At 75.6% G+C, this 15493-nt stretch carries 10 protein-coding genes; 5 read left to right on the forward strand and 5 right to left on the reverse strand.

The window, feature by feature from the left end:
* Window positions 1-976, reverse strand: a 976-nt coding sequence (locus tag ACFVIM_RS23855; RefSeq protein ID WP_384304738.1) for a DMT family transporter, incomplete at its 3' end; no start/stop codon positions are given.
* Between the two features lie 47 nt (window positions 977-1023).
* On the opposite strand from ACFVIM_RS23855, the gene ACFVIM_RS23860 reads away from it, so the two are divergent.
* The 4 genes from ACFVIM_RS23860 (at window position 1024) to ACFVIM_RS23875 (ending at window position 7903) form a co-directional block, all read left to right on the forward strand.
* Window positions 1024-2532, forward strand: a complete 1509-nt coding sequence (locus ACFVIM_RS23860; RefSeq protein ID WP_384304740.1) for a PLP-dependent aminotransferase family protein — start codon at window positions 1024-1026, stop codon at window positions 2530-2532.
* A 175-nt stretch (window positions 2533-2707) separates the two neighbouring features.
* On the forward strand, window positions 2708-4276 hold the full coding sequence (locus ACFVIM_RS23865; protein WP_384304743.1) for an alkaline phosphatase D family protein: 1569 nt from the start codon (window positions 2708-2710) through the stop codon (window positions 4274-4276).
* 420 nt (window positions 4277-4696) lie between these two features.
* Window positions 4697-6010 (forward strand): GNAT family N-acetyltransferase, encoded by a 1314-nt coding sequence (locus ACFVIM_RS23870; RefSeq protein ID WP_384304746.1) that lies wholly within the window; start codon window positions 4697-4699, stop codon window positions 6008-6010.
* A gap of 210 nt (window positions 6011-6220) precedes the next feature.
* Window positions 6221-7903, forward strand: coding sequence for a DUF885 domain-containing protein (locus tag ACFVIM_RS23875; RefSeq protein ID WP_384304749.1), 1683 nt, complete (start codon window positions 6221-6223; stop codon window positions 7901-7903).
* Window positions 7904-8008: 105 nt separating this feature from the next.
* Here ACFVIM_RS23875 and ACFVIM_RS23880 read toward each other — a convergent pair whose 3' ends face one another.
* The 4 genes from ACFVIM_RS23880 to ACFVIM_RS23895 form a co-directional block, all read right to left on the reverse strand.
* Window positions 8009-8866 carry an SDR family oxidoreductase gene (locus ACFVIM_RS23880; protein ID WP_384304751.1) on the reverse strand — a complete coding sequence of 286 codons (858 nt, stop codon included), beginning with the start codon at window positions 8864-8866 and terminating at the stop codon, window positions 8009-8011.
* A 196-nt stretch (window positions 8867-9062) separates the two neighbouring features.
* Window positions 9063-12677: an AAA family ATPase gene (locus ACFVIM_RS23885; protein WP_384304754.1), complete on the reverse strand. Its 3615-nt coding sequence runs from the start codon at window positions 12675-12677 to the stop codon at window positions 9063-9065.
* Complete coding sequence (locus tag ACFVIM_RS23890) at window positions 12674-13855, reverse strand: exonuclease SbcCD subunit D (protein ID WP_384304757.1); 1182 nt, start codon at window positions 13853-13855, stop codon at window positions 12674-12676. The genes ACFVIM_RS23885 and ACFVIM_RS23890 overlap by 4 nt, the downstream gene beginning before the upstream one ends.
* Before the next feature lie 261 nt (window positions 13856-14116).
* Window positions 14117-14743 carry a YigZ family protein gene (locus tag ACFVIM_RS23895; protein WP_384304760.1) on the reverse strand — a complete coding sequence of 209 codons (627 nt, stop codon included), beginning with the start codon at window positions 14741-14743 and terminating at the stop codon, window positions 14117-14119.
* 61 nt (window positions 14744-14804) lie between these two features.
* On the opposite strand from ACFVIM_RS23895, the gene ACFVIM_RS23900 reads away from it, so the two are divergent.
* The gene (locus tag ACFVIM_RS23900; RefSeq protein ID WP_384304763.1) at window positions 14805-15227 is read left to right on the forward strand and encodes a CoA-binding protein; all 423 of its coding nucleotides are present in this window, start codon (window positions 14805-14807) and stop codon (window positions 15225-15227) included.
* Window positions 15228-15493: the final 266 nt, after the last annotated feature.

Here is a 15493-nt window from a genome sequence, read left to right on the forward strand (position 1 = left end):
CCCGTCGCCCCGGCGGAACCGGGGACCGCTCGCCCGCGACCGGTTCCGCCGGGGCGGTGTCCCGCGCCGCCCCGTCCTCCCCGGAGGCACGGCGCAGGGCCAGCAGGCCCGAGCCGAGGACCGCGCCCGCGCCGACCAACAGCCCGCCCGCCGCCTGCGCGGCGCCGAAGCTGCCCGTCCCGACCAGAGGCGCGGTCAGAGCCGCGGTGACGGGGATGACCCCGGTGAAGAGGGTCGCCCGTTCGGTGCCGATCCGCTGGATGCCCATGTACCAGGTCACGAACCCGATGACGGTCGCCACGGCCGCCTGCCACAGCAAGGCGAGCGCCTCGCCCTGATCCGGTGTCCGTACGAAGGCGGACCCGTCGACCACCAGCCCGATCACCGTCGACTCGACCGCCGCGACCGCGCAGACGACGGCCGTCAGCAGCCGGGGACCCAGCGGGCGCAGCACCGGCGCCGCCAGGACCGCGAAGCCGACCTCGCCCACCAGCGCGGCCACCGACCAGATCACCCCGGCCGTGTCGGTGCGGCCCCAGCCCTGGACCGTGAACGCCCCGGCGGCGACCAGCAACGCCCCGTACAGCACCGGACGGGTGGGGCGGCGGCCCTCCATCAGGGGGACGAGGACGGCGACGACGACGGGCGCGCAGCCGACGAAGACGCCCGGGACGGCCGGTTCCGAGGTGCGTTCGGCGGCGAGGACGGCCAGGTTGAATCCGACCATGCCGACCCCGGCGAGCAGCGCGATCCGCCCCCACTGGCGCGGCGTCAGCGCCCGCAGCGGCGCGAGCGCGCGCCGTCCGCCGAGGAGGGGGAGCAGCAGCAGGAAGGCGAGGGCGTAGCGCAGGGCCTGCCCGCCCGCGTACGGATAGTCCCCGAGGACGCTGTTGGCGGTGAAGGAGGCCCCGACGAGGGCGTAGGCGAAGGTGACGAGGAGGACACCGCGCAGTACCTGGGAGGTGGGCTGGTTCATGGGGGTGACGTTAGCGAGGGACGTGGTCCCCTTTAAGGTCCACTTCCATGACGACATCGGGGACCACTTCGGGCGCGGAGCGGGGGGCCGGTGCGGGTCCGGCGGACGGCGCCGGGGACGCGCGGGCGCTGGGAAGCCCGGCCTGGGAGCTGCTGCTGCCCGCCGCCGCCGCGCCCGCGCGGCAGCGGGGGCGCGCGCTCCAGTCGGCGCTGCGGGAGGCCGTGCGCGGCGGGCGGCTGGCGGCCGGGACCCGGCTGCCCTCCAGCCGGGAGCTCGCCGCCGACCTCGGCGTCTCCCGGGGACTGGTCACCGAGGCGTACGAGCAACTGATCGCGGAGGGATATCTCCGCAGCAACCGGGGTTCGGGTACCTGGGTCGGGGACGTGGCGCGCTCCCCGGCCCACGCGGCACGCGACCACACACCGCGCCCGCCGGGGGTGAGGGTGGACTTCCGGCCGGGTTCGCCCGATCCCGCGCTCTTCCCCCGGGCCGCGTGGGCCGCCGCCCACCGGTCCGTCCTCGCCGAACTGCCGCACGAGGCCCTCGGTTATCCCGACCCCCGGGGGCTGCCCCGGCTGCGGACCGCGCTCGCCGCGCTGCTCACCCGGCGCCGGGGGGTGGTGGCCGACCCGGACCGGCTGGTCGTCTGCTCCGGTGTCACCCAGTCGATGGCGCTGCTGAGCCAGGTCGCCCGTGCGCATGGGCAGCGCGCGGTCGGGGTGGAGGACCCGGGGAGCCCTGGCCACAGCAACGTGTTCGACGCCGCCGGACTGCGGATGGTGCCACTGCCGCTGGACGGCGAGGGGCTGCTGCTGGAGCCGCTGCGCCGGTCGGGGGTGCGGACGGTGTTCACCACCCCCGCGCACCAGTTCCCCCTGGGCATCGCGTACGCGGCGCGGCGCCGCACGGAACTGCTCCACTGGGCACGGTCGGTGGACGGGCTGGTCGTCGAGGACGACTACGACGGCGAGTTCCGCTACGACCGCGCCCCGGTCGGCGCGATGCAGGGGCTCGACCCCGAGCACGTCGCCTACAGCGGCTCGGTGAGCAAGTCCCTGGTGCCGGGGCTGCGGCTCGGCTGGCTCGTCGTGCCGGAGCGGCTGCTGGAGGAGACGGTGGCGCGCAAGCTCGCGATGGATCTGGGCAACCCGGTGATCGACCAGGCCCTCTTCGCGGACTTCGTGGAGAGCGGGGCGTACGACCGCCAGCTGCGCCGCTGCCAGCGCGCGTACCGGGAGCGGCGGGACGCGCTCGTGGCCGCGCTGGACCGGTACTTCCCGGGGACGGAGGCGGGCGGGATCGCGGCGGGACTGCATGTCATCGCGCGGCTGCCCGCGCGCTACGGGCCGGAGGACGACTTCCTGGAGCGTGCGCGGCGGGCCGGGGTCGGGGTGACACCACTGAGCGCGCACCGGGTGGCGGACCACGGTCCCGCCGGGGCGGATGGCGGTACGGACTCCGGTGCCGACGGGGAGGGGGTTCGGCTGGTGCTGGGGTACGCCCATCTGCCTCCGGCGGAGATCGCCCGCGGCATCGCCCTGCTGGCCGGGTCCTGAGGCGGTACGGGGCCGAGCGGAGGCCGTACGGGGAGATGTCGTCCGGATGGCGCGGGTTGGCCGGGCGGCGGTGTGCCATGTGGGCGGGGCGGACTGTTCACTGGGGGTTCGCCCGGCGGACGCGGACAGGCCCTAGGCATGACGCGGCAGCACCTCACCCTTTCGGAGGCCGTCGATGTCACCTCTCTCCTCCCCCGCCCGCCGCACCCTGCTGCGCGCCACCGCCGCCGCCTCGGCCGGGCTGGCGCTGCCCGCCACGGTCGCGGCGCCCGCGTTCGCCCGGTCGGGCCGCCCGCATGCCCGCTGGGGGGTGCAGAGCGGTGCGGTGACCGGTTCCTCGGGGCTGGTCTGGACGCGCTCCGACCGCCCCGCCCGGATGCTGGTGGAGACCTCGGCCACCGACTCCTTCCGCCGGGTACGGCGCTGGCGCGGCCCGCTGCTGGGCCCCGGGAGCGACTTCACCGGCACCACGGCGCTGCGCGGTCTGCCGCCGGGCGAGCGGATCCACTACCGGGTGACGCTGGCGGATCCGGATGATCCGCGCCGTACCGGCGAACCGGTGTACGGAACGTTCCGTACGGCCGAGACCCGGCGGCGGCGCGGGGTGCGCTTCCTGTGGTCGGGCGACATCGCGGGCCAGGGCTGGGGCATCAACCCCGACATCGGCGGGATGCGGGCCTATGAGGAGATGCGGCGGCTCGATCCGGACTTCTTCCTGTGCAGCGGGGACTCCATCTACGCGGACGGGGTGATCGAGCCCCGGGTGACGCTGCCGGACGGGCGGGTGTGGCGCAACGTGACCACCGAGGAGAAGGCGAAGGTCGCGGAGAGCCTGGCCGAGTTCCGGGGCAACTTCCGCTACAACCTGCTCGACGCGAACGTACGGCGGTTCAACGCGCGGGTGCCGACGGTGGCGCAGTGGGACGACCACGAGGTGCGCAACAACTGGTACCCGGGGCAGATCCTGGATGACCCGCGCTACCGCGAGAAGGATGTGGACGTGCTGGCGCGGCGGGCGCTGCGGGCCTTCGGTGAGTACACCCCCACCGGGAGCCCGACGGGCCCGGGACGCGGTGGCCGGATGCACCGGGTGGTGCGGCGCGGGCCGCTGCTGGACGTGTTCGTGCTCGATATGCGCTCGTACCGGAACGCGAACTCCCCCGGGCGGCAGGCGGACGACACCCAGGGCATCCTCGGCGCGGAGCAGCTCGCCTGGCTGAAGCGGGAACTGGCACGCTCCCGCGCGGTGTGGAAGGTCCTGGCGGCGGACATGCCGCTCGGGCTGGTCGTCCCGGACGGCGCGACGGATATCGAGGCCATCGCCCAGGGCGACCCGGGCGCGCCGCTGGGGCGTGAGCTCCAGATCGCGGACCTGCTGCGGTTCATCAAGCACCGAGGGATCACCGGGACGCTCTGGCTCACCGCCGACGTGCACTACACCTCGGCCCAGCACTACGCGCCGGAGCGGGCCGCGTTCCAGGACTTCGCCCCGTTCTGGGAGTTCGTCTCGGGGCCACTGGCGGCGGGCGGGTTTCCCGCGAACGCGCTGGACGCGACGTTCGGGCCGCGGCGGGTCTTCGTCCGGGCGCCGGAGCGGGCGAACGTGTCGCCGATGGAGTCGCCCCAGTACTTCGGCGAGGTGGACATCGACGGGGACAGCGGGGAGCTGACGGTACGGCTGCGGGCGGAGGGCGGGGTGGTGCTCTTCCGTCAGGTGCTGTCACCGGGGCGGGTGGGTCAGTAGGGCTGGGTCCGTAGGGCGGGTGGGTCCGTAGGGCGGGTGGGTCCGTAGGGCGCGCCGGCTCGGACGGGTCCGCGGATCCGGTCGGACCCGGCGGGCGGGGCGCCCGGGCGCGGGCCCTTCGGATCCGCTCGGACCCGACGAGCCCGACACCAGGACACGGGACCTACGAACCCGAACACACCCCACGAGCCAGACACCCGGACACGGGACCTACGAACCCGAACACACCCCACGAGCGAGGGGCCACGGCACGGACCTCCGGGCCTCCGGGCCTCCGGAACTCCGGGCCTCCGGAACTCCGGAACTGATCGGATCCGGGCCGGGAACGGTCCGAAGTGCCCCTGATGGCCGCTGTGACGCGTTACCTATCGGTCACAAGGCGTTTGTGACCGGGCAACACGAGACGTCCACCCTGGAGGCATGACCCACGGCACCTCCTCGCGCGCCCTCCGCGCCCGCCCCCGCTGGCACGGCCTCGCCACCCTGCGGGCCCGGTGGGCGCGCACGGTGGCCGCCCGGATGGCCGACGCCCGGGCGGCCGGGCCCCTCGCGGGTCCACGGGAGACCGCGCTGTGGCGGATGCGGACCACCGTGCGGGACACCCCCGGCAGCCTGGCCGCGCTCTGCACCGCGCTCGCCCGGCTCGGCGTGGACATCCTCACCCTCCAGACGCATCCCCTCGCCGAGGGAACCGTGGACGAACTCCTGCTGCGCGCCCCGGTCACCGTCGACGCGCACGCGCTGCGCCGGGGGGCCGCGTCCGCCGGGGGACGGCGCACCTGGGTCGAGCGCGCCCACACCCATGACCTCGTCGACGTGCCGACCCGGCTGCTCGGCCTCGCCGCCAGGACCGCGCTCGACTCCGCCGAGCTGCCGCTGGCCGTGCGCCAGCTCCTGGGCCGCTGCACCATCCACGCCCATCCGCCGGGCCCCCGGGGCGGTGCCGCGCCGGAGCCACTGCCTCCGGCCGAGGGCGTGCTGGAGGAGACCGTGATGCGGCTGCGCGACCCGGGCGGCGGGGCGCTCACCGTGGAGCGGCCCTATCTCCCCTTCACTCCGACCGAGTTCGCCCGGGTACGGGCGCTGGTGGAGCTGGACGCCCGGCTCGGCCCCCGGGTGCCGCCCGCCCGGGAGACCCTCACCCTGCCCGAGGGCGAGCGGATCACCGTACGCCGGGCGGACCGGCGGGACGGCCCGGCCGCGCTCGCCATGCACCGGCGCTGCTCCGCGCGGACCCTGCGGCGCCGCTACCACGGCCCGGTCGCCGACGCGCCGCGCTATCTGGACCATCTGCTGGGCCCCCGCCACGGCCGCACCCTGGCCGGGTGGACCGCCTCGGGCGAACTGGTCGCCCTCGGCCATCTGCTCTGGGACGGCGAGGAGACCGAGGTGGCGCTGCTGGTGGAGGACGCCTGGCAGGGCCGGGGGGTGGGCGCGGAACTGCTCCGGCGGCTGGCCGGGCTCGCCCGCGAGGCGGGCTGCCGCAGCGTGTACGCGGTGACCCAGCCGACCAACCCGGCCATGGTGGCGGCGATGCGGGGGCTGGGGCTGCCGCTGGAGTACCAGCTGGAGGAGGGGACGCTGGTGGTGACGGCCCGGCTGGGGGCGGCCGACCCGGGTGCGGCCCCTGCCGATGCCGCCGATGCCGCTGACAGCTCTGGTGTCGTTGGTGCATCTGGTGCCGCCGATATCGGTGATGCCGCTGACGTCGCGGATGCCGGGAGCTGGCGCTGACGCCGGGGACTGGGCGCTGACGCGGGAAGCTGGGCGCTGATGCCGGGGGCCGGTGGGGCCGCCCCCGTCACCAGCGCGGTCGGCTCCTCCGTACCGTACGGACCCCGCCCTCCGTACGGCGGGGACGGGCCGGACGGCGGGGCCCCGGGCGCGCGGCCCACGGGGCCGGAGAGGGTGGCGTGGCGGGCCCGGCCGTATGAGGATGTGCGCATGTCAGTAACCGCCAGCAGCCAGCTGCCCCGCCAGCTCGCCGACTCCTATGTCGACGTCCTCATCAGCCTCGATCCCGCCCTCGGCACCTATCTGGGCGTCAAGGAGAGTTCGCCCCTGCTCCCCGACTACTCACCCACGGGCTACGGGAACCGTGCCGACCTCACCCGGGAGACACTCACCCGGCTCGACGAGGCGGAGAAGCAGCCGGGCGCCGACAGCGACGTGGAACGGCGCTGCGCCCGGCTGCTGCGGGAACGGCTGACCGCCGAACTGGCCGTGCTGGAGGCCGACGAGCACCTGCGCACGGTGAGCAATCTCGTCTCCCCGGTCCATGAGGTACGGGAGACCTTCACCATCACACCGGCGGAGACCCCGGCGGACTGGGCCGCCATCGCCCAGCGGCTGCGCGCGGTCCCGGCGGCGCTGGAGGGCTACCGTGCCTCCCTGGAGCTCGGCCTCTCACGCCGGCTGTACGGCGGTCCCCGCGCGACACGGACCTGTGTCGCGCAGATGACCGAGTGGATCGGCGCGGACGGCGGCTGGTTCGCGGAGTTCGCCGCCGACGGCCCCGAGGAGCTGCGCGCCGAGCTGGACACGGCGGCCCGGACCGCCACGGACGCCCTGACCGTGCTGCGGGACTGGATGCGGGACGTCTACGCACCCGCCGTCGCCGACGCGCCCGACACGGTCGGCCGGGAGCGCTACGCCCGCTGGACGCGTTACTACAACGGCACCGACCTGGACCTGGACGAGGCGTACGACTACGGCTGGTCCGAGTACCGGCGGCTGCTCGCCGAGATGCGGGTCGAGGCGGGGAAGATCCTCCCGGGCGCGGGCCCCTGGGAGACGCTGGCCCATCTGGACCAGCACGGCCAGCACATCGAAGGTGTCGAGGAGGTGCGCCGCTGGCTCCAGGAGCTGATGGACGAGGCGATCGAGGCCCTGGACGGCACCCACTTCGAACTCGCCGACCGGGTACGGAAGGTGGAGTCCCGTATCGCTCCCCCCGGCAGCGCGGCGGCCCCCTACTACTCCGCGCCCTCCGAGGACTTCTCCCGGCCGGGCCGCACCTGGCTGCCGACGATGGGCGCCACCCGCTTCCCCGTCTACGACCTGGTGACGACCTGGTACCACGAGGGTGTGCCCGGCCACCACCTCCAGCTCGCCCAGTGGGCGCACGTCGCCGACCAGCTCTCCCGCTACCAGGCCACCGTCGGCGGGGTCAGCGCCAACATGGAGGGCTGGGCGCTCTACGCCGAGCGGCTCATGGACGAGCTGGGGTTCCTGCCCGACCCCGAGCGGCGGCTGGGCTATCTCGACGCCCAGATGATGCGCGCCTGCCGGGTCATCGTCGACATCGGCATGCATCTGGAGCTGGAGATCCCCGGCGACGCGCCGTTCCACCCGGGCGAGCGCTGGACGCCGGAGCTGGCGGAGGAGTTCGTGCGCGCCCACAGCGGCCGCCCGGCCGACTACGTCGAGAGCGAGCTGACCCGCTATCTCTCCCTGCCCGGCCAGGCCATCGGCTACAAGCTGGGCGAACGCGCGTGGCTGCTGGGGCGGGAGAACGCGCGCAAGGCCCATGGCGACGCGTTCGACGCGAAGGCGTGGCACATGGCGGCGCTCTCCCAGGGGTCCCTGGGGCTGGACGACCTCGTGGACGAGCTGTCGAAGCTGTGACGCGACGCCCCCGCGGTGCGCGGCGACCCGCGATATGACGGGGCCGTGCGCCGGCGCACCCGGGTCCGCTGGTGCGGGCCCGGGTGCGGTTCCGTTCGAGAAGCCCTACGGGGTTCTCCTGAAGCCGCCCTCGGAGTCGATGACCTGACCGGTGATCCACTCCGCCTCGTCCGTGGCCAGCCAGGCGATCAGCCGCGCCGGATCGTCCGGCATCCCCCACCGCCCGGCGGGGAAGAGATCCGCGATCGTCCGGTAGTCCTCGCCCTCCATGTAATCCGTGTCCACCGGTCCGGGGTTGACCGTGTTGACGGTCACGGCGAGTTCGGCGAGGGTCGTGGACAGGGAGCGGGTGACCGACGCGAGCGCGCCCTTGGCCAGGCCGTAGGCGAGTTCACGCGGCATACCGTCCGCGATGTCCTGACCCGAGGTCATCATCACGACCCGGCCGCCGGGGGTGCGCGGCGGCAGTTCGGCCCGGCGCCGGGCGAACTCCTGGACCAGCAGCAGCACCGCGCGGGCGTCGATCGCCCAGTGCGCGTCGAGCATCGCCGCGTCGATCTCCAGCAGCGAACCGTCCTCGCCGCTGAGGGCGTGGTTCGCGACGAGGATGTCGAGCCGGCCGCCCAGTTCGCGGGCCGCCCTGGCGACCAGCTCGGCGGGCGCGGTGGGATCGGCGAGGTCACCGGGGCCATGGACGACGCGTGCCCCGGGGTCGCCGAGCGCCGCGCGCACTCCTTCCGCGACGCCCTCCGGTCCCTCCGGGTCCGCGCCCCACGGCTTGTCCTCGTCGTGCGGCACATGGTGGTGCAGATAGACGCTGGCGCCGTACGCGGCCAGCCGCCGTGCCACCGCGTACCCGATACCGCCACGTCTGCTGGCACCGGTCACGAGGGCGGTTCTGCCACGGAGCGGAAGGGGGTCGCGGCGCAGGGCGTCCGGGTGGGGATGAGGGAGAAGGGGCATGGGGCCCCATCCTGTGCACCGCTTCCGGAGTCGTCATCCGGTTATCCGGTGGCACGCCGGCACCCGCGCCGTTCAGGGGCCCGGCGGATGACGGATGGTGCCCGGCCGCCGTACGGACGTGACCATCCGGCCGTGACCGTTGTCCACCACCGCCGTGTCCTCTTCGTACGGCGGTGGTGGCGGCGGACAGCGGCCGTCAGCCGCCGGGCGGGGCCGTTCGCAGGCGTACCGAGGAACCGTCGCGCTCCTTGAGCACATCGAGCTGCGCCGGGATACGGCGGCGCAGATCGGCGACATGGCTGACGATGCCGACGCTGCGGTCGCGCTCCCGCAGGGAGTCCAGCACGTCGAGCACCTCGTCGAGGGTCTGCTCGTCCAGGCTGCCGAAGCCCTCGTCGATGAAGAGGGTGTCCAGCCGGACCCCGCCGGCCTCCTCGGTGACGACATCCGCGAGGCCCAGCGCCAGGGCGAGGCTGGCGAAGAAGGTCTCGCCGCCGGAGAGGGTGGCGGTGTCGCGCTCCCGGCCGGTCCAGGCGTCCACGACCCTCAGCCCCAGGCCGGAGCGCTTGCCACCGGAGCGCGCGTCGGAATGGACCAGGGTGTAGCGGCCGGAGGACATCCGCCGCAGCCGTACGGAGGCGGCCGACGCGACCTGTTCCAGCCGGGCCGCCAGGACATAGGACTCCAGGCGCATCCGCCGCTCGTTCTCGGCCGAGGTGCCCGCGGTGAGGGCGGCGAGCCGGGCCACCCGGTCGTACTCCGCCCGCAGCGGGCCCAGCCGCCGGACCTCGGTGACGGCCTCGGCGGACAGGGCGTCGAGCGCGGCGCACCGGCGGCGGGCCGCGTCGTACGCGGAGACCGCGTGGCGCAGGGTGCGCTCGGCACGCTCCCGCGCGGCCTCGGCGGCGGCGAGGTCGGCGGCGGGCCGGTCGGCGGCGGCCCGGGTCCCCGGCTCGGCGAGCCGGTCGGCGACGGCGGCGGCCTCCTGCTCCCACGCGTCGACACGGTGCTGGAGCTCACGCTGTCCGGCCTCGTCCAGCTGGGCCGCGGCCGCCTCGCCGGGAGTGTCGAACCCGGCCCCGACGGCGGCGTCGGCGAGCCGGTCGTCCGCCACCTTGAGCCGCTGGGTGGTCTGGTCGTGGGCGCGGACCGCCTCGACGGCCCCGGCGAGCGCGTCCGCCCGCCGCTCCAGGAGCGCGGCGCGTTCGGCGGCGCTCCCTTCGAACTCTCCGAGTTCCCCGGCGAGCGCCGTCAGCTCCTCGTCGAGGGCCTCACGCCGCGACGCGCGGGCGGCCGCCCGGCGCTCGGTCCGCCGGCGCTCGTCGAGCCGCCGCTGGTGTTCGCGCTCGACCCGGTCGAGCGCCTCACGGGCGGCATGGGTACCGGAGGCGAGCCGGTGCGCCTCCTGGTGGTCGCGCTCCAGCCCGGCCACGAGCGCCGCCAGTTCCGCGACGGCGGGGTTCGCGGCGCGGTCGAGGTCGGGGTCAGGGTCGAGGTCGGGAGTCGCCTGGTCGGGGGCGGGGTCGGGGGAAGGGGTCGCGTGGCCGGGGTTCGTGTGATCGGCGGCGGGGGTGGTCTGGTCGGAGTCGGCGGAGTCAGAGGAGCGATCGGAGTCGGCGGTCGCGGTCGTGTTCCCAGTCGTGTTCCCGGTCCCGGTCGTGTTCCCGGTCCCGGTCGCGGTCGCCGGGAAGGCCGCGTTCCCGGCGGCGGGGGGCCGCGGGGTGCCCGTGTCCTCGCCCGTACGCTCCCGGACGGACCCGGCGGGCGCACCGGGCGCCGTCCCGGACGGGGCACGCGGCGGTACGACGGTGCCGGTCCGGCCCGACGGAGCCAGGCCGGCCGGGCGCGGGCCGCCCTCGCCCGGCTCGTCCGCCGGGCGCGGGGAGACGACGGCACCCGCCGCCGGGAACGCGGCCTCCCGTACCGGATCGGGGCCCTGGGTGGTCCGGCGCGGCCGCTCCCGCGAGGAGACGGCCACCGGCGCCCCGGAGCTGGCGGCCGGGCCCGCTCCCCCCGGAGCGGTCACCGCCACGGGCGCGGCGGCGGTCTGGTCCACCGGGTGGGCGGCTCCTTCGCCACGGGCCTCGCGCGCCGCCGTCGCCCAGGACGCGCGGACGACGGCGAGTTCACGCTCCGCCGTGGCCCGGGTGGTCTCCTCCCGGGTGTAGCGCTCGTACGCCGTGTCCTCGTCGGCCGCCGCGACCGGCCGGCCCGTGGGCCGGGCCGGGGCGGGGTGGGCCGTCGCGCCGCACACCGCGCACGGCGCGCCGGGGGTCAGCGAGGCGGCGAGTTCGGCGGCGATCCCCCGCAGTCGGCGCTCCTTCAGCTCCAGCCAGTCCTCACGGGCCCCGGCGGCCCGGTCACGGGCCCCGCGCAGGGTCTCCCGCGCCGCCCCCGCGAGCGCCGCGAGACGGTCGCGCTCCTGGGCGGCACGCAGTCCGCGCCGCGCGGGGACGAGCCGTCCGGCGAGGTGCTCCGCGCGCGTCGCCGCGTCCTGGGCCTCGGTCACCCGGTCCTGATGGGCACGGCGGAGCGACTCCCAGCGGTCCAGCCAGCCCGCCGCGTCCGCGAGGGCATCGTCGTCGGCGCGGGACTCCCGGTCCAGTTCGTCGCGTTCGCGGGTGAGCAGTGCGGCGCGCCGCTCGGCCCGGCGCACGGCCTCCAGCGCGCCCAGGTCCTGGCGGACCTCACGCTCCACGGCCGCGAGGCGCCCGGCACCCTCCTCGGTCAGCTCGGGCGGGAGCGCGGCGCGGGCCCGGTCATGGGCCGCGCGCGCGGCGCGGTGCTCACGCTCGGTCTCCTCGCGCAGCCGCAGCGCGGGCCGGACCGCCTCGGCCTTGCGGGCCCGCTCCAGGGCGGCGCGCCCGGCGTCGCGCCCGGGGCGGCCGCGCTCCAGCAGTTCCTGCCGCCGGCGCGCGTCCTCGTACCGCCGCCGCAGCCGGTCGTCCTCGCGCGCGGTGTCGAGCGCCAGCGCGGCGGCGGCACCCTCGCGCTCGGCCAGGGCCACGGCGCTGGCGGTGAGGTCGGCCCGTTCGCGGGCACCCGCCCGGGCGACGGCGGCCCACTCCAGGACGGCGCCACAGACTCCGGGGTCCCCGGGCTGACGGTCGGGCGGCGGTGCTCCGTCGGTGGCCGGGCCCGCCTCCTGGGCGACCCGGTGGGCGATGGCGAGCAGCCGCTCGTCACCGGAGCGCACCCGTCCCTCGGCCGCCCGGCGCCGCTCGGCGAGGATGTCCTCCACGGCGGCGAAGCGCCGGGTGTCGAAGAGGCGGCCCAGCAGTCGGCCCCGGGCCTCGGCGTCGGCCCGCAGAAAGCGCGCGAAGTCGCCCTGGGGCAACAGCACGACCTGGCAGAACTGGTCCCGGCTCATCCCGATGAGCTGGGCGATCTCCTCGCCGATCTCCTGATGGGAGCGGCTGAGCGCGCGCCAGGTGCCCGTGGCGGCGTCCCATTCGCGCAGGGTGCTCCGGGCGCGCTCGGTGGTGAAGCCCGTGCCGCGCGCCTTGGGGCGCGGCTGCGCGGGGCGGCGGGTGAGCTCCAGCCGCCGGCCCGCCACCGTGAGGTCGAGCAGGACCTCGGTGGGGACGCGGGCGTCGGCGTGGTCGCTCCGCAGCGAGGTGCCGGGGCTCTGGCGGGCGCCGGGGACCGATCCGTACAGCGCGAAGCAAACGGCGTCGAGGACCGATGTCTTGCCCGCGCCCGTGGGTCCGTGCAGCAGGAAGATCCCCGCCGCCGCCAGGGTGTCGAAGTCGATCTCCTGGGGGGCGGCGAAGGGGCCGAAGGCGGTGATGGCGAGCCGGTGCAGCCTCATCCGGCGGCCCCGCGCCCGGCGCTCTCCTGGACCGCCGCCGTGACCCGGGCCGCGTCGAACACCTCCCGCAGCACCGCCCGCTCCCGCTCGTCCGGCCCGCTGCCGCCGCGCACATGGGCCACGAAGTCCTCCGCGATCTGGTGGTCGTCCCGGTCACGCAGCCGGGTGGCGTACGAGATCCCGGTGTCCTCGTCGGCGCGCTCGGGCGCGAAGACGAGGCTCAGGGTGTGGGGGAAGCGCTCGGTGAGCCGGGCCATGGGGTCGGCCGGGCGCGCCGGGTCGGTGAGGGTCGCCTCCACGAACGACTCCTCGTGCCGGGTGAGCGCCGGGTCGCCGAGCAGCTCTTCCAGGGTGCCGCGGAGCCGGGCGAGCGGCCGTGGCACGGGGCAGTCGACCCGCTCGGCGGTGACCGCGCCGTCGGCGCCGAGCTCCACCAGCCACATGGTCTTGCGGTGGGTGGCCTCGGAGAAGGAGTACGCGAGCGGTGAGCCCGAGTAGCGCACCCGGTCGGTGAGGGTCTGGGCGCCGTGCAGATGGCCGAGCGCCACATAGTCGACGCCGTGGAAGACGCCCGCGGGGACGGAGGAGACCCCGCCGACGGAGATGTCCCGCTCGCTGTCGCTCTCCTGGCCACCGGCGACGAAGGCGTGGGCGAGGACGATGGAGCGGGTGGTCGCGGGCCGGGCGGCGAGGTCGGCCCTGACCCGCTCCATGGCGGCGGCGAGCACCGCCTCATGGTGCGCCGTGGCGGCGCCGAACTCGTCCTTGACCAGGGCGGGCTCCAGATACGGCAGTCCGTAGCACGCGATCTCGCCGTGGGCGTCGGTCAGCATGACGGGGGTGGCGCAGCCCGCCGGATCCGTCCGCAGATGGACCCCGGCGCGCTCGATCAGTCCGGCGCCGACACCCAGGCGGCGGGCCGAGTCGTGGTTCCCCGAGATCATCACGGTGGGCACCCCGGCGGCGGCGAGGCGGTGCAGCGCGGTGTCGTACAGCTCGACGGCGGCGAGCGGCGGCACCGCCCGGTCATAGACATCCCCGGCCACCAGCACCGCGTCCACCGCGTGGGCGCGCGCCGTCGCCACCAGGTGGTCGAGGAACGCGGCCTGGGCGTCGAGCATGCTCACCCGGTGCAGCGACCGCCCCAGGTGCCAGTCCGACGTGTGCAGGAATCTCATGATCCCTGAGCGTAGTCGTGGGGTGTGACAGTCCGGTCGGCTCCGCCCCGGGGCGGTGCCGTCCGGGCCACCGGGCCGTCCGGCGCCGGGCACACGGACCCGTGTGGGGAGCGGCCGTGGTCCGGGCGCCCGTCCCGGGGCCGCCGCCCGTGTGGGTCCCCGTGCCCCTGCCGCTGTCGCCGTCCGTGGGCGTGCCGGTGCCCGTCCCCGTACCGCCGCCCGGGGCGGGGGTGACCGTCCGGGGAGCGGTGCCGGGACCGGTCAGATGTCCCCATACGCCTCGCCGCCGAGCGTGAGGCCCGCCGTTCCGGCCGTGGCGTCCGCCAGCCAGGCGCGGAAGGCGTCGACCTGTGCCTCGGGGAGGCCGATCTCGATCTCGACGCGTTCCGCGTACCGGACCGAGCGCACCGCGCGGCCCGTGGTGCGCAGATCGTTCTCCAGCCTGCCCGCGCGGTGGTGGTCGACGGTGACGGTCGCCAGGCGGAAACGCTGCCGGGTGATGGTGCCGAGTGTGTCGAGCGCCTCGCCGACCACGCCTCCATAGGCGCGGATCAGCCCTCCGGCGCCGAGCTTCACGCCCCCGTAGTAGCGGGTGACGACCGCCGCCACATAGCGGACGTCCCGGCGGGTGAGCATCTGGAGCATGGGAACCCCGGCGGTGCCGCCGGGCTCTCCGTCGTCGCTGGCCTTCTGGACGGAGGCGTCGGCCCCGATGACGTACGCGAAGCAGTTGTGGGTCGCGGTCGGGTGCTCGGCGCGGACGCGCGCGACGAAGGCCTGTGCCTCCTCCTCCGTGGCGGCGGGCGCGAGCGCGCAGATGAAGCGCGATCGGTTGATCTCTGTCTCGTGGACACCCTCGCGGGCGACCGTGCGGTACTGCTCCTGCATCGCTCCACCCTATGCGGCGCGCGGAGGGGAATGCTCCGGGCGGGTCGTCCGTTGCCCGGGTATGGACGCCAAGAGCAGCGACACGGAGGCGGAGACCATCCGCCGGATCCTGACCTCGACCGGGGACACCTGGGCGGTGGTGGGGCTCTCCAACAACCAGGAGCGCGCGGCCTACGGGGTGGCGCGGATCCTCCAGCGCTACGGCAAGCGCGTGGTCCCGGTGCATCCGAAGGCGGAGACGGTCCACGGCGAGCAGGGGTACGCGACGCTCGCGGAGATCCCCTTCCCGGTCGACGTGGTCGATGTCTTCGTCAACACGGCGCTCGCGGGCGCGGTCGCGGACGAGGCCGTGGCGATCGGGGCGAAGGCGGTCTGGTTCCAGCTCGACGTGATCGACGAGCAGGCGTACGAGAGGACACGCGCGGCCGGTCTGGACATGGTGATGGACCACTGCCCGGCGATCGAGATACCGCGCCTGGGCTGAGCCCGGGGCCCGGGTCTCGCCGGGCGCTCCGACGGCTTGGCCCTGCCCGGACGGGCCCCTACGGAACCTCATACGACCTCGTATGCCGACAGCATGCGTGCTTGCCATGGGCATATGGCCATGACCGTCCCGGAGACCTGTCGACAGGGGCGCGGGGGGCCCCGGGTGACCCCAAAGGGGCCGGGCCCCCGGCCCCCCCCCGCCCCGAGCCCCGAGCACAACCCCCCCCCCCCCGGCGCGGCCCCCCCCCCCCCCCCCCCCCGGGG

It is taken from the genome of Streptomyces sp. NPDC057638 (genome assembly GCF_042800315.1).
Lineage (GTDB): Bacteria > Actinomycetota > Actinomycetes > Streptomycetales > Streptomycetaceae > Streptomyces.